Origin of the sequence: Prosthecomicrobium pneumaticum, from assembly GCF_014199915.1 — a bacterium.
In the GTDB taxonomy this organism is placed as follows: domain Bacteria; phylum Pseudomonadota; class Alphaproteobacteria; order Rhizobiales; family Kaistiaceae; genus Prosthecomicrobium; species Prosthecomicrobium pneumaticum.
In genome coordinates, this window is the sequence record NZ_JACHOO010000004.1 from 46,906 (window position 1) to 69,034 (window position 22,129).

21 protein-coding genes are annotated in these 22,129 nt (G+C 71.6%); 5 read left to right on the forward strand and 16 right to left on the reverse strand.

Annotated features, from left to right (window positions below; genetic code table 11):
- Positions 1 to 59: 59 nt before the first annotated feature.
- The 4 genes from GGQ63_RS10550 to atzD are packed head-to-tail and all read right to left on the reverse strand — an operon-like array spanning position 60 to position 4,672.
- Positions 60 to 968, reverse strand: a complete 909-nt coding sequence (locus GGQ63_RS10550; RefSeq protein ID WP_183855537.1) for an NAD-dependent epimerase/dehydratase family protein — start codon at positions 966 to 968, stop codon at positions 60 to 62.
- A complete protein-coding gene (locus GGQ63_RS10555) occupies positions 965 to 2,359 on the reverse strand; it encodes an amidase (protein WP_183855539.1) in 1,395 nt (464 codons plus the stop codon). Before GGQ63_RS10555 ends, GGQ63_RS10550 begins: the two co-directional genes overlap by 4 nt.
- Entirely contained in the window at positions 2,356 to 3,558 is a 1,203-nt protein-coding gene (locus tag GGQ63_RS10560; protein ID WP_183855541.1) for an FAD-dependent oxidoreductase, read from the reverse strand. The genes GGQ63_RS10555 and GGQ63_RS10560 overlap by 4 nt, the downstream gene beginning before the upstream one ends.
- 7 nt (positions 3,559 to 3,565) lie before the next feature.
- Positions 3,566 to 4,672 (reverse strand): cyanuric acid amidohydrolase, encoded by a 1,107-nt coding sequence (atzD, locus tag GGQ63_RS10565; RefSeq protein ID WP_183855543.1) that lies wholly within the window; start codon positions 4,670 to 4,672, stop codon positions 3,566 to 3,568.
- A gap of 125 nt (positions 4,673 to 4,797) precedes the next feature.
- Here atzD and GGQ63_RS10570 point away from each other — a divergent pair, with 125 nt between their 5' ends.
- Positions 4,798 to 5,601 carry an SDR family NAD(P)-dependent oxidoreductase gene (locus tag GGQ63_RS10570; protein ID WP_183855545.1) on the forward strand — a complete coding sequence of 268 codons (804 nt, stop codon included), beginning with the start codon at positions 4,798 to 4,800 and terminating at the stop codon, positions 5,599 to 5,601.
- A gap of 35 nt (positions 5,602 to 5,636) precedes the next feature.
- Here GGQ63_RS10570 and GGQ63_RS10575 read toward each other — a convergent pair whose 3' ends face one another.
- Both GGQ63_RS10575 and GGQ63_RS10580 read right to left on the reverse strand, forming a co-directional pair.
- Entirely contained in the window at positions 5,637 to 6,884 is a 1,248-nt protein-coding gene (locus GGQ63_RS10575; RefSeq protein ID WP_183855547.1) for a flavin monoamine oxidase family protein, read from the reverse strand.
- On the reverse strand, positions 6,885 to 8,153 hold the full coding sequence (locus tag GGQ63_RS10580) for a DUF763 domain-containing protein (protein ID WP_183855549.1): 1,269 nt from the start codon (positions 8,151 to 8,153) through the stop codon (positions 6,885 to 6,887).
- 120 nt (positions 8,154 to 8,273) lie between these two features.
- Between GGQ63_RS10580 and atzF the strand changes: the two genes are divergently transcribed.
- Positions 8,274 to 10,088, forward strand: a complete 1,815-nt coding sequence (gene atzF, locus GGQ63_RS10585) for an allophanate hydrolase (protein WP_183855552.1) — start codon at positions 8,274 to 8,276, stop codon at positions 10,086 to 10,088.
- Between the two features lie 3 nt (positions 10,089 to 10,091).
- Here the strand turns inward: atzF and clpS are convergent, their stop codons facing one another.
- Positions 10,092 to 10,397: an ATP-dependent Clp protease adapter ClpS gene (gene clpS, locus GGQ63_RS10590; protein ID WP_183855554.1), complete on the reverse strand. Its 306-nt coding sequence runs from the start codon at positions 10,395 to 10,397 to the stop codon at positions 10,092 to 10,094.
- Positions 10,398 to 10,623: 226 nt separating this feature from the next.
- Here clpS and GGQ63_RS22020 point away from each other — a divergent pair, with 226 nt between their 5' ends.
- Positions 10,624 to 11,052 carry an Hsp20 family protein gene (locus tag GGQ63_RS22020; RefSeq protein WP_183855556.1) on the forward strand — a complete coding sequence of 143 codons (429 nt, stop codon included), beginning with the start codon at positions 10,624 to 10,626 and terminating at the stop codon, positions 11,050 to 11,052.
- Between the two features lie 38 nt (positions 11,053 to 11,090).
- Positions 11,091 to 11,339, forward strand: a complete 249-nt coding sequence (locus GGQ63_RS10600) for a BQ00720 family protein (protein WP_183855558.1) — start codon at positions 11,091 to 11,093, stop codon at positions 11,337 to 11,339.
- A gap of 35 nt (positions 11,340 to 11,374) precedes the next feature.
- Here GGQ63_RS10600 and GGQ63_RS10605 read toward each other — a convergent pair whose 3' ends face one another.
- The 7 genes from GGQ63_RS10605 to infC all read right to left on the reverse strand — a co-directional run bounded on the left by GGQ63_RS10605 (position 11,375) and on the right by infC (position 17,921).
- On the reverse strand, positions 11,375 to 11,923 hold the full coding sequence (locus tag GGQ63_RS10605; RefSeq protein WP_246429725.1) for a dihydrofolate reductase family protein: 549 nt from the start codon (positions 11,921 to 11,923) through the stop codon (positions 11,375 to 11,377).
- A 49-nt stretch (positions 11,924 to 11,972) separates the two neighbouring features.
- Positions 11,973 to 14,390, reverse strand: coding sequence for a phenylalanine--tRNA ligase subunit beta (gene pheT / locus GGQ63_RS10610; RefSeq protein WP_183855560.1), 2,418 nt, complete (start codon positions 14,388 to 14,390; stop codon positions 11,973 to 11,975).
- Positions 14,387 to 14,821, reverse strand: coding sequence for an endonuclease domain-containing protein (locus GGQ63_RS10615; protein WP_183855562.1), 435 nt, complete (start codon positions 14,819 to 14,821; stop codon positions 14,387 to 14,389). The genes pheT and GGQ63_RS10615 overlap by 4 nt, the downstream gene beginning before the upstream one ends.
- A 152-nt stretch (positions 14,822 to 14,973) precedes the next feature.
- The gene (gene pheS, locus GGQ63_RS10620) at positions 14,974 to 16,056 is read right to left on the reverse strand and encodes a phenylalanine--tRNA ligase subunit alpha (protein ID WP_183855565.1); all 1,083 of its coding nucleotides are present in this window, start codon (positions 16,054 to 16,056) and stop codon (positions 14,974 to 14,976) included.
- Positions 16,057 to 16,201: 145 nt separating this feature from the next.
- A complete protein-coding gene (rplT, locus tag GGQ63_RS10625; protein ID WP_183855567.1) occupies positions 16,202 to 16,561 on the reverse strand; it encodes a 50S ribosomal protein L20 in 360 nt (119 codons plus the stop codon).
- Between the two features lie 43 nt (positions 16,562 to 16,604).
- Positions 16,605 to 16,802, reverse strand: a complete 198-nt coding sequence (gene rpmI, locus GGQ63_RS10630; RefSeq protein WP_183855569.1) for a 50S ribosomal protein L35 — start codon at positions 16,800 to 16,802, stop codon at positions 16,605 to 16,607.
- A gap of 579 nt (positions 16,803 to 17,381) precedes the next feature.
- Positions 17,382 to 17,921 carry a translation initiation factor IF-3 gene (gene infC, locus GGQ63_RS10635; protein WP_183856163.1) on the reverse strand — a complete coding sequence of 180 codons (540 nt, stop codon included), beginning with the start codon at positions 17,919 to 17,921 and terminating at the stop codon, positions 17,382 to 17,384.
- Between the two features lie 237 nt (positions 17,922 to 18,158).
- Here infC and GGQ63_RS10640 point away from each other — a divergent pair, with 237 nt between their 5' ends.
- Entirely contained in the window at positions 18,159 to 18,929 is a 771-nt protein-coding gene (locus GGQ63_RS10640; protein WP_183855571.1) for an alpha/beta hydrolase, read from the forward strand.
- Positions 18,930 to 18,957: 28 nt separating this feature from the next.
- On the opposite strand, the gene recQ is transcribed toward GGQ63_RS10640, so the two are convergent.
- Together recQ and GGQ63_RS10650 are read right to left on the reverse strand one after the other, a co-directional pair.
- The gene (recQ, locus tag GGQ63_RS10645; protein ID WP_183855573.1) at positions 18,958 to 20,781 is read right to left on the reverse strand and encodes a DNA helicase RecQ; all 1,824 of its coding nucleotides are present in this window, start codon (positions 20,779 to 20,781) and stop codon (positions 18,958 to 18,960) included.
- 98 nt (positions 20,782 to 20,879) lie between these two features.
- On the reverse strand, positions 20,880 to 22,097 hold the full coding sequence (locus GGQ63_RS10650; RefSeq protein ID WP_183855575.1) for an argininosuccinate synthase: 1,218 nt from the start codon (positions 22,095 to 22,097) through the stop codon (positions 20,880 to 20,882).
- Positions 22,098 to 22,129 lie beyond the last annotated feature (32 nt).

Here is a 22,129-nt window from a genome sequence, read left to right on the forward strand (position 1 = left end):
TCCTCATGGCGGCCCGGATCGCGCCGGGCCGGTGGGCGGAGAGGCGGGGACGGCGGCGCTCAGGCGGCCGCGCCGGCCTCGACATGGCGGCGATGGTCGGCGAGTCCGGCGGCGAGGTCGAAGCGGGCGCGCCAGCCGAGCTCGCGGGCGATCTTCGCGACGTCGAATTCGGTCTGTCTGTCCGGCACGTCGTCGGCGCCGGGCACGAGCCGGGGATCGGCGCCGGGAAGCGCGCCCCGCGCGATCGCCGCGATCTCGGGCATGGTGTGGGCGACGCCGGTGCCGACATTGTATTCGAAGTCGGGCAGGGTCGGCACTTCCAGCGCGGCGATCATCGCCTCGGCGACATCGTCGGCATAGACATAGTGATAGGGGAAGGCCGGGTCGCAGGGGATCTCGGTCGGCCGCCCGGCGAGCGCGTCGCGGACCAGATTGCCGAGATGGCAGTTGGCGCGGCGATAGGGGCCATAGACGCGGGCGATGCGGAGCGCGACGCCCGACAGGCCGTATTCCGCCGCGAAGCCGCGGATCAGCTGTTCGCCGGCGACCTTGGTCGCGCCATAGACCGAGGTCGGCCGGAGCGGCGTCGCCTCGGTGATCCGCGCCGGGCCGACATCGCCATAGACGCTGATCGAGGAGCAGAACACGAAGCGGCGCATGCCGGCGATGCGGGCGAGATCGAGCAGCATCGCCGTGCCGTCGATATTGACCTGCACGATCTCGACCGGCTGGCCCTTGAAGAGCATCGGACCCGAGATCGCGCCGCAATGGATGATCGCCTCGATGCCGTCGCGCGCGACGAGCGCCTCGAAGCCGGCGCGGTCGTCGAGCGGCAGCACGGCGAGATCGCGGTCGCCGCGGCCGTAATCGGTGACGTCGGTCGCGGTGACGCGATGGCCCCGGGCGGCGAGGAGCGGCCGGAGCGCCATGCCGAGAAGGCCGGCGCCGCCGGTGAGGAGCACGTTCATGCGGTCGTTCCCTTCTGCTGCCGTGGATCGAGGAGGCCGGCCGCGACGCGCAGCAGCCAGAGGTCCATGCCGTGCGGCGCGACGAGCTGCAGGCCGATGCCGCCCGCCTCGGCCGTCGTGCCGATCGGCACGGAGAGGGCGGGCAGGCCGGCGATGTTGACCCAGCCGGTGAAGACCGCATGGCCGCGCGGCCCGACCGGCCGGCCGTCGATCTCCGGCGGATAGGCGGTTTCTGCCGGCCAGGCGAGCGCCGCGGTGGTCGGCGTGACGAGGAGGTCGTAGTCGGAGAAGAAGCGGCCGAAGGCGGCACGGAGCGCCGCGGCATGGGCGAGCGCGGCGACGTGCTCGCCTGCGCCGCGCCGGGCGCCCGCCTCGGCGATCGCCCGGGCGTTCGGCCCGACGCGGTCGAGCGCCCCCGGAATGGTGCCGAGATGGGCGGCGAGGCCGATGCCGGCGACGGCGCCCCAGGCCGCGGCGGCGGCCTCCGCATCGAAGGGCGGCGCGACCGCGACGACCGTGTGCCCGGCTGCGCGCAGGCCTTCGATGGCGGTCTCCACTGCGTCGCGGATGGGCGCGTCGACCGGCGCGTCGCCGATCGTCGGCAGATGGGCGATGCGCAGCGGCATCGGCCGGTCCGGCGGTTCGGCGAGCGTGGCGAGCGTGCGCGGATCGCAGGCGTCCGGTCCCCGCAGCACGGCGAAGGCGCGGGCGACATCGTCGAGCGTCCGTCCGACCGGGCCGACCACCTCGAAATCGGAAAGCAGGGCGGGGAAGCCGCCGTCGCGCGCCACCTGGCCGATCGACGGCTTGAGCGCGAAGAGACCGCAATGGGCGGCGGGCCGGCGCAGCGACCCCCCGCCATCGGTGCCGATGGCGATCGGGCCGATGCCGGCGGCGACCGCCGCGGCGCCGCCGCCGGTCGAGCCGCCGGGCGTCCGGCCGGGCGCGATCGGATTGAAGGTGGTGCCGAGGAGGGCGTTGCGGGTGTAGCCCTCGAGGGTGAATTCCGGCACGTTGGTCTTGCCGAACAGCACTGCCCCGGCGGCGCGCAGCCGCGCGACCGGCGGTTCGTCCGCCTCCGGCACGAAATCCTCGTAGAGCCGGCTGCCCCAGCGGGCGGGCAGGCCGGCGAGGAAGAGATTGTCCTTGATCGAGACCGGAACGCCGTCGAGCGGCGAGGCGGGCTCGCCCGCTCGCCAGCGAGTGGCGGAGGCTCCCGCGGCGCGCCGCGCGCCCGCGCGGTCGAGGGCGACGACGGCATTGATCGCCGGATCGACCGCGTCGCGGCGGGCGAGCACCGCCTCGAGCACGTCGACCGGCGAGAAAGTCCCGGCGCGATAGCCCGCGGCGAGCGCGGCGGCGGAGAGCGCGAAGAGCGGGGGCTCGGTCATGCCGGTAACGGCACGTCGCGATAGAGCCGTTCGAGCTTCTCCATGAACGGCCGCTCCCTCTTCTTCAACGTCCCGGCGCGCGGATCGGCGCCGGCGAGCATCGTGTCGGTCGCCTCGCGCGAGAAATCGACGACGAAGCGGACGCGCGCCGCGCGCCGCGCGGCGACCCGGGCGGGCACCTCGGCGAGCGGCCTGCCCGTATCGAGCGCGGCGCGGATTTCCTCGACGGCGACGCAGGCGTCCTCGACGGCCTGGGTGGCGCCCTGACCGAGCGTCGGCACCATCGGATGGGCGGCGTCCCCGACGAGCAGCACGCCGGCGGCGCCGAAATGGATCGTGCCGTCCTGCAGCCGGGCCCAGTGGATTTCGTCGGTATGGCGTTCGATCGCCGCGACGAGGAAGCCCGCTTCGGCCGAGAGTGACCCGCTCTGCGGCGTATAGGCCGCGCGCAGCGCCTCCGGCCGTTTCATCGCCTCCGGCACGGGCGCGTCGGGGGGAATCGGGAAGGAGCCGGCGCAGTAGACGAAGCCGCCGGGTACCCGATAGGCGAGCAGCCGGTTCGGCCCGTTGAACCACTGGCCGTAATCGTCGATCGGGCAGTCTTCGCCGACCGGAAAGAGCAGGCGATAGAGGCAGACGCCGAGGAAGCGCGGCGCATCCTCGCCGAAAAAGCCGGTGCGCACGCGCGAATAGCGCCCGTCGGCACCGATCAGGAGGTCGATGCCGCTCATCGTCTCGACGTCGCTGCGGCAGCGGTCGCGCCAGGCGAGCATCGGCCGGCCGTCGCGGCCCGGCCCGGCGCAGACGAGTTCCGCGCCATAGATGACGCGATGGCCGAGGGGGACGCGCAGGAGCTGGTAGAGCTCGGCCCAGCGGATGCGGATGCCGGCGTGATCGGCGACGTCGGAAAGGTCGAGATCGAACAGCGGCGCGCCATCGGTGAGCGCGATCGTCCAGCGCCGCCAGGGCAGGCTCGCGCGCACGATCGCGGCCGCCCGCTCCGGCATGTGCGCGGCGAGGCAGGCGATCGCGTTGGGGCCGATGTTGAGGCCGGTGCCGGCCTCGGCATGGTCGACGGCCTGCGCGCGTTCGAGGCAGAGGATCTCGACGCGCGGATCGGCGCCGAGCGCATCGGCGATCAGGCTGCCGGCGATGCCGGCGCCGGCGACGACGATGCGGGGGCGGCCGGAGCGCGTCATCGCCGCCTCAGTGCCGCTCGGCGATCACGGCGATGGTGCCGCCGCCGTCCGGCCCCTGATGTTCGGCGCCGCCGGAGACGAACAGTGCCGTGTCGTTGAGCACGCTCGCGACGATCGCGCCGACCGCGCCGCGGATATGGCGCTGCTGGTCGATGTCGCCGTCATTGAGCATGGTGTGCGGCCGGCCCCGCACGAGGCCGTCGCGCGCCGCCTCGCATTTGACGAAGGCCGCCCGGATGCGCGCCGCCTCGTCCGCCGCGATCTGCACGCCGGGCGTGAAGCCGAGCGATCCGGCGAGCGCATGCACCGCGCCGATGTCGAGTGCATCCGCCATGGTGCGGTGGCCGATGGTGAGCGGGCCGGACCAGGCGGTGCTGAGGCCGACGACGATCACCTCGTTCGTCCGCACCTCGACCCCGGCCGAGATACTGGCGACCGCCGAGAAGAGCGAGAAATCCTTGAACACCGCGCTTTCCACGGCGCGCTCCGCCGGCACTTCGCCGAGGGCTCCGGCGACGCCGAGTGCCGAGGCGGCGCGGCCGAAGCCCATCAGCTTGCCGGGATTGTCGGTCGCGGCCGGGCGGCCGGCCGCGGCGCTCGCGACGATGTCGGCGAGCGTGAAGGCGGGGCCCTTCACCTGGACGAAATGCACGTCCGCCGGCGTGGCGATCTTCGCCTGCGCCATGGCCGCGTCGACCGCGGCGGCGGTCGCGTCGATCTGCGCCTGCCGGCCGATATCGGAAGGCGAAAGCTCCGGCGTGAAGGCGACGCCGACGGCGAGCGCCGGCACGCCGGGTTGAGCGGGCGCGGCATCGGCAACCACCGTGAAGACGCTGTAATGCGGCGACAGGACGCCCTCGACCCCGCCCGAGAAGACGAACGGCACGCGGGCGCGCACCGCGTCCGGCGTCTCGCCGGTGGCGCCGCCGATCAGGAGAGCGAGCGAAAGGGTGAGATAGCCCCGCGTGTAGTCGTTGACGAGGCCGTTGCCCGGCGTCTTGCCGATCACCGCGACGATCGTCGCCGGGTCGATCCGACCGGCCGCGATCGCCGCGGCGAGGCCGGAGACATCGCCGGGATCGGTGAGGCTGAAGCGGTGCACGTCGGCGCGCATGAGGTCCTCTCATCGGGCGGAACGGCGGCGACGCATGGAGCGAAGCCGGCGCTTGCCATCCAAGCCCATCAGAGGTCAGATGTCTATCCTATTCTCGCTTCGCATCTGCCCGCCGAGGAGGCTCCATGACGACCGCTCCCACATCCGCTCCGTCCTCTCCGCCGGCGCCCCCCTTCGCCGCTCCGTCCTTCGATTTCGCCGGGCGGATCGCCCTCGTCACCGGCGCCGGCAGCGGCATCGGCAAGGCGACGGCGCTCGGCCTCGCGAGGGGCGGCGCGACGGTCGTCTGCCTCGACGTCGTCGCGGCGGCCGAGACCGCGGCGGAGATCGAGCGCGCGGGCGGGCGGGCCGAGGCGGCCGCGCTCGACGTGCGGGACGCGGCCGGCTGGGAGGACGTCGCGAGCGGCGTGCTCGGCCGGCACGGCCGGATCGACATCCTCGTCGGCTCCGCCGGCATCGCGGTGCCCGGCGACCGGGCGGCGGAGGTGCCGGAGGCGGTATGGGACCGCATCCTCGACATCAACGCGAAGGGTGTCTGGCTCGGCATGCGCGCCGTGCTGCCGGCGATGGTCGCCGCGAGGCGCGGCAAGATCGTCAATGTCGCCTCGACCGCCGCGCATATCGGCCTGCGCGACGCCGCCGCCTACTGCGCCTCGAAGGGCGCGGTGCTCGCGCTCACCCGGCAGGCGGGCGTGCAATATGCCGCCGACAACATCCAGATCAATTCGGTGTCGCCCGGCACGACGATGACCGGGATCCAGCGCGACGTCACCGACGAGCAGCGCGCCGCCTTCCTGAAGCTGACGCCGATCGGCCGCTTCGCCGAGGCGGACGAGGTGGCGGCGGTGATCCTCTTCCTCTGCTCGGCCGGATCGTCCTTCATGGCCGGCGCCGATGTCGGTATAGACGGCGGCATGGTGGCGTTCTGACGCCTCCGGGCCGTCACGCCTCAGCCCTCGAGGCCTCACGCTCCGGCGCCGGCACGCATGGCGAGCAGCGCCTCGGCGGCGGCGAGGCCGGTGCGCAGCGCGCCGTGCGCGGTCGAGAAATCGTGCCGCGAACAGGCCTCGCCGGCAAAGAACAGCCGGCCGTCGACCGGCGCCGCGAGCCGGGCGCGGTCGTCCGCGCGGCCGGGCAGGGCATAGGAATAGGCGCCGCGGGCGAACGGATCGCGCCGCCAGCCGTGATGGGCGAGCGGCGCGATATGGCGCGCGAAATCGGCGCCGAACAGCCCGACGAGCTCGGCGCGGGCGAAGTCGACGAAGCCGGCCTCGCCCTCGTCCTCCAGCGCATCGGCGAGATCGCCGCCGAAATAGACCTCGATCTGCGGCCGGCCGAAGGGCCGCATATGATAGGAGGCGGTCTCCGTGCGGTCCGGCCGGCCGATCAGCCGGCTGTCCGGCGCGAAGGCCTGCGGCGCCTCGAGCGTCAGGAACAGCTTGTCGGCGAGGCCGAGCGGCAGGCCGCGGGCCGCCTCGACCTTGTCGGGCAGGGCGGGGCGGAAGCGGACCGCCTCTTCGGCGATCAGGCTCGCGGGCAGGGTGACGATCACCCGGTCGGCGAGGATCGGGCCGTCCGCCGTCTCGATCGTGAGCCGCCGGCCGGAATGGTCGATCGTCTCGACGGCCCGCCCCAGCGCGACCCGCAGAGAGGCGGCGTGCGCCGCGATCACCGCGCCATAGCCCGCCGGAATGCGCCAGTCGACCCCCTCGTCCACGTAGCGGTCGAGATCGCGGGCCGAGACGCGGGCGAGCGGCGCGCCGCTGTAATAGCCGCTCACCGCGTCGAGGAGCGCGTTCCACCGGCCGCCCCGTTCGAGGAAGGCGGCCGCCGGCCGGTCCGGCCCGGTCTCGCCGATCGTCGCGATGCCGGCATCGAAGGCCTCGAAGGCTTCGCCGAAGGCCTCCTGGTCGGCGAGGTTGAAGCCGGGCTGCGGCATCGGCCGGCTCCAGGGCGGCGGCGTCCGGTCGATCACGGCCCCCTGCGCTTCCGCGATCGCCACGAAGGGGTTGTGGTCCGCCGAGTGCAGCCAGCCGCAGCCGAGATCGATCGCGTGGCCTCGCCCGTCCGCGATGGTGTAGCCGCGGCCGCCGAGCCGGTCGCGCGCCTCGACCAGCAGCGTGTCGACGCCCGCTTCGTGCAGCCGGCGGGCCGCCGCGATGCCGGCCGCACCGCCGCCGATCACCACCACCTCGACGTCGCTTCCGCTCATTCAGCGCTCCTTCGCCTCCGTCGCGGGCGGCTTCTCCCAGCCGAACACGCTGCGGCCGCCATAGGCGTGCGAGCGGGCGCGTTCCTCGGCGATCACCGTCTCGACGGAAGGGCCGGCCCGCCGCTCGAGGGTGCGCGCCTGATCGTCGAGCCGTTTCAGGGCGGCGAGCCGCTCGTCGGCGCCGAGCCGGGCCTTGCCGACCGCGTCCTTGAGCACGCCGATCGTCTGGTCGTAGACCGCGATCGGGACCGGGAAGGGGTGCCGGTCCTTGCCGCCATGGGCGAATGAGAAGCGGGCCGGATCGGTGAAGCGGCAGGGCGCGCCGTGCACCACCTCGGCGACGAGGGCGAGCGCGCGCACCGTGCGGGCGCCGACGCCGGGGACGGCGAGGAGATCGGCGAAATCGGCCGGGCCGCGGTCGGCCGCCGCGGCGAGGCTGGCGGCGAGCCGCGGCGCCAGAACGTCCTCCGCCCGCACGTCGTGGTGCGCCGGCATGACGAGATGCGGCAGGACGAGCTGCGGCGAGGGCTCCCGCGCGGGCGCGGCCTTCGGAGCGAGCCGAGGTTCGAGCCGGCCGTATTCGCGGGCGATCCCCTCGGGCGACAGCGTCGCGAGCAGTTCGATCTGGCCGCGGCGCGAACGTTCGGCCCGCCGGTCCGTCAGATTGACGATCTCGCCCTGGCCCGGGCCGTCGATCGCGCTGTGCGGGGCGTCGACGAAGCTCGTCAGCCCCTCGGACAGCCAGTGATAGCGGCGCGCCTGGCGCCGCTCGTCGTTCATGCCCTGCTGGATCACCGCCCATTGGCCGTCATCGGCGACGATGAAGCCGTGCAGATAGAGATCGAAGCCGTCCTGCACCGCGGCGCTGTCGACCTTGGCGACCAGCCGGCTGGCGGCGGCGAGCGCGGCGCCGTCGAAGCCGACGCGCTCGCCGATCGCCGTCAGCTCGTCCGGCGTCTTGCGCGAATGGCGGCCGCGGCCGCCGCAGACATGCACGCCGAGTTCGCCCGACAGCGGCGTGAGGCCGCGCTTCAGCGCGCCGATCACGCTCGTCGTGATGCCGGAGGAATGCCAGTCCATCCCCATCACCGCGCCGAAGGACTGGAACCAGAAGGGATGCGCGAGCCGCCGCAGCAATTCGTCGCGGCCGTAATGATGCACGATGGCCTCGGCGATCACCGCGCCGAGCCGTGTCATGCGGTCCGCCAGCCAGGGCGGTACCCGGCCGCCGTGCAGCGGCAGATCGGCGCTTCCGGCCCGTCTCGCCATGGGAAAGCTCGTGCGGCCTCTTGGTCGTTTCGCAATGCAATGTAAGGATGATCGGCGCGGATCGCGAGCGCCCCGAGAGACGTGCGCGGCCGATCGAGGACGACGAGTGGAGAGCCCGACATGACGCTACCCCGCATTCTCGCATTCGATGCGCTGCGGGCGCTCTATGCCGACGGGCTGACCCCTGCCGCCCTTGTCGAGGCGCTGATCGAGCGGCTCGCGGCGATGACCGATCCGGCCGTCTTCATCAGCCGCGTGCCCGATGCGGCGCTGCGGGCCGCGGCGGCCGATCTCGTCGCCCGTGCCCCCGAGCCGAACAGCCTGCCGCTCTGGGGCCTGCCCTTCGCGGTCAAGGACAATATCGACGCCGCCGGTCTGCCGACCACGGCCGCCTGCCCCGCCTTCGCCTACCAGCCATCGGCCGACGCGACGGTCGTCGCACGGCTCGAGGCGGCCGGCGCGCTCCTCGTCGGCAAGACCAATCTCGACCAGTTCGCCACCGGCCTCAACGGCACGCGCTCGCCCTATGGGGCGCCGCGCTCGGTGTTCGACGAGGACTATGTCTCCGGCGGTTCCTCGTCGGGCTCCGCCGTCGCCGTGGCGGCCGGCGTCGCCGCCTTCGCGCTCGGCACCGATACGGCCGGCTCCGGCCGCGTGCCCGCCGCCTTCAACAACATCGTCGGTATCAAGCCTTCGCCCGGCCGCGTCTCGACCACGGGTCTCGTGCCGGCCTGCCGCTCGATCGACGTGGTCAGCGTTTTCGCCGCCCATGTCGCCGACGGTCTCGAGGCGCGGCGGGTGATGGAGGGCTTCGACGCGGCCGACATCTATGCCCGCCGGTTCGGGACGACGGCGCTGCCGGCCCGGCTGCGGCTCGGCGTGCCGGCTGCTGCCGAGCGTGAATTCTTCGGCAACGACGCCTATCGCTCGCTCTACGAGACGGCGATCGGGCGGGCGGCCGAGCTCGGCGCGGAGATCGTCGAGTTCGACTACCGGCCCTTCCGCGAGGCCGCGGCGCTGCTCTATGAGGGGCCTTTCGTCGCCGAGCGGCTCGCCGCGGTCGAAGCCTTCATGGCCGGGCACGAGGCGGAGATGGATCCGACCGTGCGCACCATCATCGCCGGCGCGCGCGGCATGAGCGCGGCGGATGCCTTCCGCGGCCTCTATGCGCTCGAGGGCCACCGCCGCCGCGCCGAGGCGGAATGGGCGAAGGTGGACGCGCTCCTCCTGCCGACCTCGCCCGACATCCAGACCGTCACCGCCATGATGGCGGACCCGATCGCCCTCAATGCCCGCTTCGGCCGGTTCACCAACTTCGCCAATTTCTTCGGCTGCGCCGCGATCGCCGTGCCGGCCGGGCTGACCGCGGACGGCCTGCCCTTCGGCGTGCAGCTCGTCGGCCCGCGCGACAGCGACGAGGCGCTCGCCCCCTTCGCCGCGGCGCTGCACCGGGCCGCCGGCTGCGGCAGCGGGCTCGACCTCGCCCTGACGCCTCCGCCGGTCGCCGCGCCTTCGGAGGACCGTCTGCCGATCGCGGTGGTCGGCGCGCATCTCTCCGGCATGCCGCTCAACCGCGAACTCGCCGCGCTCGGCGGCCGGCTGGTGCGCACCGGGACGACGGCGCCCGACTATCGGCTCTATGCCCTTGCCGGCACGGTGCCGCCGAAGCCGGGACTGGCGCGCGCGCCGGGCTTCGCCGGACCGGGCATCGCGCTCGAGATCTGGTCGCTGACGCCGGAGGGCTTCGCCCGTTTCGTGGCGGGTATCCCGAAGCCGCTCGGCATCGGCAAATTGACGCTCGACGACGGCTCGGAGGTGTCGGGCTTCATCTGCGAGCCGGCGGGCCTCGAAGGCGCGCGCGAGATCACCGAGTTCGGCGGCTGGCGCGCCTATGTCGAGAGCCGGACCCGCGCCGCCGCGACGGCGACCGCCTGAGGCCTATTCCTCCGGCTCGGTGGTGAAGAGGAGCGGATAGCCCTCGGCCCGGCCGGCATCGGTGGCGCGGGTCGCCTTGGTCTCGGCGATGTCCTTCGCATAGACCGCGACCACGCACACGCCGCGGCGATGCGCCGTGATCATCACCTTGTAGGCCGTGTCCTCGCTCATCCGGAACTCGGCCTTCAAGACCTTGGTGACGAACTCGCGCGGCGTGAAATCGTCGTTGACGAGAATGACCTTGTGGAGCCGCGGCCGCTCCGTCTTCTGACGGGTGCGGGTGCGGGGACTGTTGGCGATGTGGCTCATCGCAGCGTCCTCCGACAGGGGCGGCGTCTCCCGACGGGGTCGGCCTTGCTCGGGCTGGGGTGCACGAAGTCTCGCATTTCGGCCGCCTGCCGTCCACCTCGCGCGCTGTCGGTCGGACGGTGCGCCCAATCTTGAACCGGCCGTGCCATCCGACCATATCTTGTGCGTCCGCTCCGTGTGCCTCCCGAGGGCATGGGGCGGCGAGGTCGCTTCTCGGAGGACTCGTGTGACGCGCGTATCCGGTTTTTCCAGCCCCCTCCTGCTCGGCTTCGACGAGATCGAGCGGGCGCTCGACCGTGTGACGAAGACGGCGGGCGACGGCTATCCGCCCTACAATATCGAGCGGCTCGCCAAGACCGAGACGCGCGGCGAGATGCTGCGCATCACGCTCGCGGTCGCGGGCTTCTCGCGGGATCAGCTCGAGGTGACCGTCGAGGAGAACCAGCTGCTGATCCGTGGCCGTCAGAGCGAGGATCCGACGCGGGTCTATCTGCATCGCGGCATCGCCGCGCGGCAGTTCCAGCGCACCTTCGTTCTCGCCGAGGGCATCGAGGTTCTCGGTGCCGAACTCAGGGACGGCCTGCTCGCCGTCGACCTCGCGCGGCCGGTTCCGGAGCGCGTCGTCAAGAAGATCGCCATCGACGTCCGCGACTGAGGATGCCGATCGTCTCGCTCAGATGAGGAGAGTGTAACATGACCGAGTACCAGACCCTCGACACGCAGGGCTTCGCCGAACTGGGCGGTGGCAAGATCGCCTTCGTCAAGGAATTCCGCTCCGAGGAGCTGCCGCGCTACTTCCCGCAGGCGCCTGCGCTCGCGCCCGGCCTCAGACTGTTCGCCCTGCTCGACGCCGCCGGCACGCCGCTGATGGTCGCCGACAATCGCGACGCGATCGAGATGAACGCCCGCGAGCACGACCTCGAGACGGTGAGCGTGCACTGACGCGGCGGGGTCCGGATCTCCTCCGGACCCTCCGCCTAACGCTGCCAGACCGTCAGCGACACCGCCGCCGCGGCATCGAGCACGACGGGGGCCGCCGGGGTCAGCCCGTGCCGCGCGAGCAGCGCCTCGGCGCCGCCCGCTTCGTTGACGCCGGTGAAGATCTTCACCCCGCCCGGCAGGCGGACGCCGCGCTTGCGCACCAGATGGTAGGCGTCGAAGCCGAGTTCGAGGAACAGGTCGTTGACGAGCCGGCCGCCGGGCACGGCGACGATGCCGCCCTGCGGCGCGACCCGAATGATCGCCTGCAGCAGCGGCACGTCGGCCGGGTTCCACCACCAGCCATCCGCCCGACGCTCGATGCCGCGCGCGCTCGACGACACGACGAGACGCGGCCGCCGCTTCGGGTTGGGGTTCTGTTCGTGTCCCTTGCGGCCGAGCACGATCACCGCGGCGCGGTCGAGTTCGGCCTGAAAGTGCGCCCAGTCGGCATCGTTGCGCAGCGCCTCGGGCATGAGGCCGGAGGCGTCGGTGATGCAGTCGTCGTCCGAGACGATCGAATGGCCGTGGACGCGATAGTCCGGCATCGCCGCTCCTTCGGCTGGGCGGCCCGGCCGGCGGCCGGGCCTTGTCGCGTCAGCTCCTGAGCGTGCCGCCGGTCGCCTTGGCGACCTGCGCCACGATCTTCGCCGAGACGGCGTCGATCTCCTCCTCGGTCAGCGTCCGGTCGGTCGGCTGCAGCGTCACCGCGATCGCCACCGACTTGCGGTCGGCGCCGAGCGCGGCGCCCTCGAACAGATCGAACACCGCGACCTCGGCGACCAGCTTGCGGTCCGCGCCTTCCGCCGCCCGGACGATCTTCGCCGCCTCGACGCCGCGATCGACGACGAAGGCGAAGTCGCGCACCACCGGCTGGAAGGCGGAGAGCGCCAGCGCCGGCTTGGTGCGGGTCGGCCGCGCCTTCGGCGCCGGGATGCGGTCGAGGATCAGCTCGAAGCCGGCGAGCGGGCCGGCGACGTCGAGCGCCTCGAGCGTCAGCGGGTGGAACTCGCCGAACCAGCCGATCACCGTCTGCGGCCCGAGCTGGATCGTGCCCGAACGGCCGGGATGCAGGAAGTCCGGCCCGCCGGCGACGATCTGCATCTTGTCGACCGGCGCGCCGAGCGCATCGAGCAGCGCGAGCGCATCCGCCTTCGCATCGTAGACCGACACGGAGGCCGGCTTCGCCCGCCAGTGCCGGCCGCCGCCCGCGAGGCCTGCGCTGCCGCGCCTTATCCCGGCCGCGGCGGTCGACTGGTCCTGCGGGCGGACGCCGCGGAACACCTGGCCGACCTCGAACAGCGCGAGATCGGCGCTGCCGCGGTCGGCGTTGCGCTGCGCGGCGAGGAGCAGGCCGGGCGCCAGGCTCGGCCGCATGTCCGACATGTCAGCCGAGATCGGGTTCGACAGCACGAGCGCCTCGGCGCCGCCGCCGAAAGCCTGCGCGGCCTTGCGCGTGATGAACGACCAGGTCACCGCCTCGACGAGACCGCGCGCGGCGAGCGCCCGCTTCGCCCGCCGCTCGCGCTGTTGCGGCAGGGTGAGCACGGGCTTCGCGACGCCCTCCGCGCGGCGCATCGGGGTCGACGGGACCGCGTCGACCCCGAGGATGCGCACCACTTCCTCGACCAGATCGGCCTTGCCCTCGACATCGGGCCGCCAGGACGGCACCGCGACGGTGAAGGCGGGCGCCTCCCCCGATACGCCGAAGCCGAGCGCGCCGAGCACGCGGGCGATCTCGTCGGCCGGCGGATCGATGCCGGCGAGGCGCTTCACCTCGGCGACCGGGAAGGCGATCGACAGGCGCGGCTCGGGCACCGCGCCGGCGACGACGATTTCGCTCGGCTCGCCGCCGCACAGGTCGAGCACCAGCCGGGTGGCGAGCTCGAGGCCCGGCACGGTGAAGGCCGGATCGACGCCGCGCTCGAAGCGGTAGCGCGCATCGCTGTTGATGCCGAGCGCGCGGCCGGTGCGGGCGATCGAGAGCGGCTCCCACAGCGCCGATTCGATCAGCACGTCGGTCGTCGTCTCGGAACAGCCGGTCGCCTCGCCGCCCATGATGCCGGCGAGCGATTCGACGCCGTTCTCGTCGGCGATGACGCACATCGTCTCGTCGAGCGTATAGGTACGGCCGTCGAGCGCCAGCAGCGTCTCGCCGGCGTGGGCGCGCCGCACCGTCAGATCGCCCTTGACCTTCGCCGCGTCGAAGACGTGCAGCGGCCGGTTGCGGTCGAAGGTGAGAAGATTGGTGATGTCGACGAGCGCATTGATCGGCCTGAGCCCGATCGCGCGGAGCTTCTTCTGCAGCCAGTCGGGCGAGGGGCCGTTCTTGACGCCGCGGACGAGCCGCAGCGCGAAGGCGGGCGAGAGCGGCTCGCCGTCGCCGAAATCGAGCGTCACGGAGACGGGCGCCGGGAAGCGTCCCTCGACCGGCGCGACCGCGGGGGTCTTCGCCGTGCCGAGACCGGCCGCGGCGAGATCGCGCGCGACTCCGGCGACGCCGAGACAGTCCGGCCGGTTCGGCGTGATGGCGATGTCGATCACCGGATCGTCGAGCCCGGCATAGGCGGCATAGGGCGTGCCGACCGGCGCATCCGCCGGCAGCTCGATGATGCCGTCGTGATCCTCCGAAATCTCGAGCTCGGCGGCGGAGCACAGCATGCCGCGGCTTTCGACGCCGCGGATCGTGCCGATCGCGAGCGTGATGCCCTTGCCGGGAATGTAGGTGCCGGGCGGGGAGAACACGCTCTTCATGCCGGCCCGCGCGTTCGGCGCGCCGCAGACGACCTGCACGGGCTCGCCCGCGCCGGTGTCGACCATGCAGACGCGCAGCCGGTCGGCGTTCGGGTGCTGCTCCGCCGAGACGACATGGGCGATCGAGAAGCCGGCGAGCCGCGCGGCGGGATCGTCGACGCCCTCGACCTCCAGCCCGACCCGCGTCAGCGCCTCGGTGATCTCGGCGAGGCTCGCCCCGGTCTCGAGGTGCTCCTTCAGCCAGGACAGGGTGAATTTCATCGGTCGGTCTCTCCCGCTTCCGGCCCGCCGTCTCCGAAACCCTCCCCCCTTGTGGGGGAGGGTAGGGTGGGGGGAAGCATCAAGCTGTCGGCGATCGTGCGGAGCACGCCCTCGATGTTGTCGATCACGTCGGCATTCCAGAAGCGCAGCACACGATAGCCCTGCTCGGCGAGCCAGGCGTCGCGGCGGACATCGCGCGGCCGCCCGGCACCCGTGCCGTGCTGACCGCCGTCGACCTCGATCACCATCCGTTGCTCGTGGCAGACGAAGTCGAGCACATAGGGCCCCATGGGCGACTGACGACGGAAGCCGAGTCCCTCGAAATGGTGGCCGCGCAGCTGATACCAGAGCCGCCACTCTGCCTCGGTCATCTCCCGGCGCAGGCGTCTGGCCCGCCCGCGCATGGCTTTCGACAGCGGCTTTCTCGCCATGGACGGCGTCCCCCCACCCTGACCCTCCCCCACAAGGGGGGAGGGAAGAAGGGTGCACGCATCGGTGGCGACGCTCAAGACGCCGAGCCGGTCCGCCCCCTTCCCGCGCGGGGGATGGGGGGCCGGGGCGTGACCGCGCCTTTCGAGCCCGATCACGAGGACAGCCCTCCGACGAGCGACGGCAGGTCGAGCGGGCGGAAGCCGTAGTGCTTCAGCCAGCGGATATCGGCCTCGAAGAAGGCGCGCAGGTCCGGCATGCCGTATTTCAGCATGGCGATGCGGTCGATGCCCATGCCGAAGGCGAAGCCCTGGTAGACGTCCGGATCGAAGCCGCCGGCCCGCACGACGTTCGGGTGGACCATGCCGCAGCCGAGAATCTCGAGCCAGTCATCGCCCTCGCCGAAGCGCACCTCGTTGCCGCGGCGGTCGCACTGGATGTCGACCTCCATCGACGGCTCGGTGAAGGGGAAGAAGCTCGGCCGGAACCGCATCGACACCTTCGGCACCTCGAAGAAGGCCTTGCAGAACTCTTCGAGCACCCATTTCAGGTGGCCGATATGGCTCTCCGTATCGATGACGAGGCCCTCGACCTGATGGAACATCGGCGTGTGGGTCTGGTCGGAATCGTTGCGGTAGGTCCGTCCCGGGCAGATGACACGGATCGGCGGCGTGCCGCGTTCCATCGAGCGGATCTGCACCGGCGAGGTGTGGGTCCTGAGCACCAGCTTCTCGCCCGCCGCGTCGGGCGGCAGGAAGAAGGTGTCGTGCATCTCCCGCGCCGGGTGGCCGACCGGGAAATTGAGCGCGGTGAAATTGTAATAGTCCGTCTCGATGTCCGGCCCCTCGGCGACGGAGAAGCCGAGATCGGCGAAGATCGCGGTGATCTCGTCGATCACCTGGCTGACCGGATGGATGCGGCCTTCGGCGAGGCCGCCCAGGCGCACCGGCAGGGTGACGTCGACGGCCTCGGCCGCGAGGCGGGCGGCGAGGCCGGCCCGCTTCAGCGCTTCGCGCCGGTCGGCGAGCGCGGCGGCGATGCGGTTGCGCAGGCCGTTCAGGGCCGGCCCCATCGTCTTGCGCTCGTCCGGCGTCATGCCGCCGAGGCCCTTCAGGCGCTCGGAAACCGAGCCCTTCTTGCCGAGCGCGGCGACGCGCACGGCTTCGAGCGCCGCTTCGTCCGCGGCGGCGTCGATATCGCCGCGGATCTGGCGCTCGAGTTGATCGAGATCCGACATGTCTTCCTCGTCGTGACGGCCGTTACGTGCGGTCCGAGAGGAAAGGCTCGGCGGACCGCGATCCCGCCCGTGCCGCGTTCCGCGACACAGGCCTCAAGGTGCGGGCCCCGGTCAAGTCCGGATTGGGTGAACGTCGATCGCAGCCTCAGGCCGCGAGCGCGCCCTTCGCCTTGTCGACCAGCGCGGCGAACGTCGCCGGCTCGCGCACGGCGATGTCGGCGAGCACCTTGCGGTCGACCTCGACGCCGGCCTTGGCGAGGCCGTCGATAAATCGGCCATAGGTCAGGCCGAGCTCGCGGGTGGCGGCGTTGATCCGCTGGATCCACAGGGCGCGGAAGTTACGCTTCCGGGTCTTGCGGTCGCGATAGGCGTACTGTGCGGCCTTGTCGACCGCCGCCTTCGCCGTGCGGATGGTATTCTTGCGCCGGCCGCGAAAGCCTTCGGCGCGCTTGAGGGTCTTCTTGTGACGGGCGTGCGCTGTGACGCCCCGCTTGACGCGTGCCATGTCTCATGGTCTCCGAAAAAGGGATGATCGTCGAAGGAGCGGTTCAGCCGTACGGCATGTACTGCTTGACGATCTTCGCGTCCTGCTCGGCGAGCACGGTGGTGCCGCGCGCGTTGCGGACGAACTTCGCGGTGCGCTTGATCATGCCGTGCCGCTTGCCGGCCTGCTGCACCTTGATCTTTCCGGTTCCCGTGAGCTTGAAGCGCTTCTTCGCGCCGCTCTTGGTCTTCATCTTGGGCATTTTGCTACCTTTGATCTGCGCCGGAACTGAAGAAGCCGTCCCGCTCCGCCCCTTGCGGGCGGCAGAGAGACGGCGATCCGGCTCTTGAGCATTCGAGAGCCGCCACGGCATGCCCTTCGAGCGATCGCAAGCGATGCTCTCAAGCCGGGCGGCTCGGAACGGCGGGCGTTATAGCGATGTCATGGAAAAGAGACAAGGGCGGAGGCGGCGCTCCGTCGTCCGGCGCCGCTCCGCCACGCCGGCCGCGCGGACCGGCCCGCCGGGGGAAAGCCGCGCCGCCCGACGCCGCGCCATCCCCGCACGGACGGGCGCCGATGAAGGGAAGGTCGCCACAGCCGGGGGGGGGGGGCGGCTTCGGGGGATGAGGGCGGACGGCGAAAGCGCCCGGCCTCGCTATGGCGTGCGCCGCCGGACGCGGCCGGCATTCCCGCCATCCCTCTGTCGACCGACGCCGAAGACGGCGGTGGCCGGGCCCGGGCCGGCCATGGCGATGCACCGCGCCATCCCGACGATGAAGGCGGGCGAGAGAGACGAGGCTCCGGGCGCGGATCGGCCCGGCGGCGGTGCGAGAGGCGCCGCTTATCGCGGCGCCAGAACCATCACCATCTGGCGGCCTTCGAGCCGCGGCTCGGCCTCGACCTTGGCGATCTCGGCGGTCTCGTCGCGCACCCGCTCGAGCAGCTTCATGCCGAGATGCTGATGCGCCATCTCGCGGCCGCGGAAGCGCAGCGTCACCTTGACCTTGTCGCCCTCTTCGAAGAAGCGGCGGATCGCCTTCATCTTGACGTCGTAGTCGTGATCGTCGATGGCCGGACGCATCTTGATCTCTTTGACCTCGACGACCTTCTGCTTCTTGCGGGTCTCGGCGGCCTTCTTCTGCGTCTGGTATTTGAAGCGGCCGAAATCGAGGATCTTGACGACCGGCGGCTCGGAATTGGGGGCGATCTCGACGAGATCGAGGCCGGCCTCGGCCGCGGCGTCGAGTGCCTCCTGAATCGGCACGACACCGATGTTCTGCCCGGCATCATCGATCAACTGAACTTCACGGACGCCGCGGATCTCGCGGTTGACCCTCGGACCTTCCTTGGTGGGCGGCGGGGCTCTGAACGGACGACGAATGGGTGCTTCTCCTGGTCGTTGCTCCGGAACGATCCGACTTCTTAACGCGGACAGCCCCGCCGCTGGGCGACGAGGCACCACGGGCGCGCTCGTACGCGTCCGGACCGGACCGAAATGGAAAAGTCGGCGATCGATCCGTAAAAGTCAAGGACGACCGCGGCGATCGACCCCGGATTGGCCGGAAAGCCGCTCCGTGTTACGCGATCGGCACAGCGCGGCGGCAGGCGGAGGACGGACATGGACGAGCGCGACGAGCGGATCGTGGTCGGCGAGGGGGCGGCGGCCCGCACGATCGCGCTGCGGCACCGTGACGGCCGGGCGCCGGGCCTCGTCTTCCTCGGCGGCTTCATGTCGGACATGACCGGCTCGAAGGCGGAGGCGCTCGCCGCCCATGCCGGGGCGACCGGGCGGGCGATGACCCGCTTCGACTATTCCGGCCACGGGGCATCGGGCGGCGCCTTCGAGGACGGCACGATCACGCGCTGGCTCGAGGAGGCGCGCGCCGTCTTCGACCGTCATGTCACGGAGTCCGCCGTTCTGATCGGTTCCTCGATGGGCGGCTGGATCGCACTCCTGCTCGCCCGCGCGCTCGCCGCGGCGGGCGACCGGCGGATCGCCGGGCTGGTGCTGATCGCCCCGGCGACCGATATGACCGAGGCGCTGATGTGGTCGGCGATGCCCGAAGCGGCGCGGGCCGAGCTGATCGAGACCGGCGCCTGGCGGCGGCCGAGCGCCTATTCGGGCACGCCCTATCTGATCACGCAGGGCCTGATCGAGGACGGCCGGCGGCATCTCTTCGGCGACCGGCCGATCGAGGTCGGCTGCCCGGTGCACATCCTGCAGGGCGTCGCCGACACCGACGTGCCCTATCGGCATGCGCTCGACCTCGTCTCGCGGCTGCACGAGGACGATGTGGTGCTGACGCTCGTCAAGGACGGCGACCACCGCCTGTCGCGGCCGGAGGACCTCGAGCGCATCCTCGCCGCGGTCGACGCGATCACCGGATAGAGGGCCGGCCGACCGAAGCGGTGCGCGCTCAGGCCGCGGTCGCGATCGCCTCGAGGAAAGCCTCGCCATAGAGGGCGAGCTTCTTCTCGCCGACGCCCTGGACATGACGCAGTTCGTCGAGCGTCGCCGGGCGGCTCTCCGCCATCTCGATGAGCGTCCGGTCGGGGAAGACCATATAGGCCGGCACGCCCTCGTCGGCGGCGATCTCGCGCCGGAGCGCCCGGAGCTGCTCGAAGAGCGCTGCGGTCGTTTCGTCGAGACCGTCGGCGCGGTTTTCGCGCGGACCGCCGCCGAGGCGCGACCGCCGCGGTGGCGCAGCCGCCTCGGCCAGGGCGCGCAGTTCGATCCGCTCGCGGCCGAAGAGGATCGCCTCGCCCTTCTCCGACAGGCCGAAGCCGCCGTGCTCTTCGCTCGCGGTCGTGAGCGCGCCGACCGCGAAGAGCTGGCGGGCGAGCGTCTGCCAGTCGCGTTTCGAACGGTCGGCGCCGACGCCGAAGGTCTTCAGCCGCTCGTGGCCGTGGCGGGCGACCGCCTCGGTGGCATTGCCGGTCAACACATCGGCGAGATGGCCGGCGCCGAAGCGCTGACCCGTGCGCACCACCGCGGAGAGGAGCTTCTGGGCGTCGACGGTCGCGTCGACGAGCCGGGCGCCCTCGCGGCAGAGGTCGCAGCGTCCGCATGGGCCGCTCTCCTCGCCGAAATAGGCGAGCAGCGTCTGGCGGCGGCAGACCGCGCCCTCCGCGAGGGCCAGCATGGCGGTGAGCCGGCGGTGCTCGATGCGTCGGCGTTCCTCGTCGACCGGCTTGTCGTCTATCTGCCGGCGGCGGAAGGCCATGTCCTCGAGGCCGTAGAGGGTGAGCGTGTCGGCCGGCAGCCCGTCGCGCCCCGCCCGGCCGATCTCCTGGTAATAGGCCTCGACGCCGGCCGGCATGTCGGCATGGACGACGAAGCGGACGTCCGGCTTGTTGATGCCCATGCCGAAGGCGACCGTGCCGACGATGACGATGCCGTCCTCGCGCAGGAAGAGGTCCTGGTTGTTCGCCCGCACGGCCGCGTCGAGGCCGGCGTGATAGGGGAGCGCCCGCACGCCCTTTCCCGACAGCCAGTCGGCGAGCTTCTCGGTCTTGTCGCGGGAGGAGGCGTAGACGATGCCGCTCGCGCCGCGATGGCGGGCGAGAAAATCCTCGATCTGGCTGCGCGGCTTCTCCTTCGGCGCGAAACGCAGCATCAGGTTGGGCCGGTCGAAGGAGTGGACGAGCACGCGCGGCGGCGCGGGGAACAGCTCGCGGGCGATGTCGGCGCGGGTGGCGGCGTCCGCGGTCGCGGTGAGGGCGATCGTCTGCGGCCCGCCGAGCGCCCGGCGCACCGCGGCGAGCCGGCGATATTCCGGCCGGAAGTCGTGGCCCCATTGCGAGACGCAGTGCGCCTCGTCGATCGCCAGCCGGCGGACGCCCGCATTGGCGAGCAGGGAGAGGAAATTGTCGCCCGACAGCCGCTCCGGCGAGACGAAGAGGAGCCGCAGGCTGCCGTCCCGCAGGGCCCTCAGCGCCGCGCCGTTCTCCTCCTCGCCGATCGTCGAATTGAGCGTCGCCGCGGCGACGCCGACATGGGCGAGCTGGCCGACCTGATCGCGCATCAGGGCGACGAGCGGCGAGACGACGACGGTCAGCCCGCCATCGACCACCGCCGGCAATTGGTAGCACATCGACTTGCCGGAGCCGGTCGGCATCACGGCGAGCACGTCCTCGCCGGCGAGCACCGCGCCGATCACCTCGTCCTGGCCGGGACGGAAATCGTCATAGCCGAAGACGGATTTAAGCGCGGCGCGGGCCGGATCGAGCGAAACGGACATCGCCTCTCGCTATCCGATTCGGCCGGGGTGCGGCGAGGGGCTTCACCCGCGTCGGCGCGTCGCGACCCTCGCCGCGGCGCGCCCGTGGTCTGCGCCGGTCAGGAGAAGCGGCGCTTGCGGGCGGACAGCGTGCGCAGCCGCAGCGCGTTCAGCCGGATGAAGCCGGCGGCGTCCTTCTGGTCGTAGGCGCCGCGATCGTCCTCGAAGGTGACGAGCGCGTCGGAATAGAGCGATTTCGGGCTCTCGCGGCCGACGACGATGACATTGCCCTTGTAGAGCTTCAGCCGCACCTCGCCCTCGACATGCTCCTGGCTCCTGTCGACCAGCGCCTGCAGCATCTCGCGCTCGGGCGCGAACCAGAAGCCGTAATAGACGAGCTCCGCATAACGGGGCATCAGGCTGTCCTTGAGATGCGCCGCCTCGCGGTCGAGCGTGAGCGATTCGATCGCCCGGTGCGCGGCGAGCAGGATCGTGCCGCCCGGCGTCTCGTAGATGCCGCGCGACTTCATGCCGACGAACCGGTTCTCGACGAGGTCGATGCGGCCGATGCCGTTGTCGCGGCCGAGTTCGTTGAGCTTCGTCAGCAATTCCGCCGGGGACAGCCGCACGCCGTCGACCGAGACGGCGTCGCCCTTCTCGAAGCCGACCGTGACATAGGTCGGCGTATCGGGCGCCTCCTCCGGCGCGATGGTGCGCATGAAGACGTAAGGCGGCGGCTCCTTCGCCGGGTCCTCGAGCACCTTGCCCTCCGAGGAGGAGTGGAGAAGGTTGGCGTCGACCGAGAAGGGTGCCTCGCCGACCTTGTCCCTCGGCACCGGGATCTGGTTCTTCTCGGCGAAATCGATCAGGTCGGTGCGCGACTTGAACTCCCATTCGCGCCACGGCGCGATCACCTTGATGTTGGGATCGAGCGCATAGGCGGTCAGCTCGAAGCGGACCTGATCATTGCCCTTGCCCGTGGCGCCATGGGCGATCGCATCGGCGCCCGTCTCATGGGCGATCTCGACCAGGCGCTTGGCGATCAGCGGCCGGGCGATCGAGGTCCCGAGCAGGTAGACGCCCTCATAGAGGGCGTTCATCCGGAACATCGGGAAGACGAAATCCCGTACGAACTCCTCGCGCAGATCCTCGATATAGATCTGCTTGATGCCGAGCATCTCGGCCTTCCGGCGCGCCGGCCCGAGCTCCTCGCCCTGGCCGAGATCGGCGGTGAAGGTCACAACCTCGGCGCCATAGGTGACCTGGAGCCATTTCAGGATGATCGAGGTGTCGAGCCCGCCCGAATAGGCGAGAACCACCTTCTTGACGTCTGCCATCTGTGCCGGTCCGACCGTGGAAAGTGAGGAGG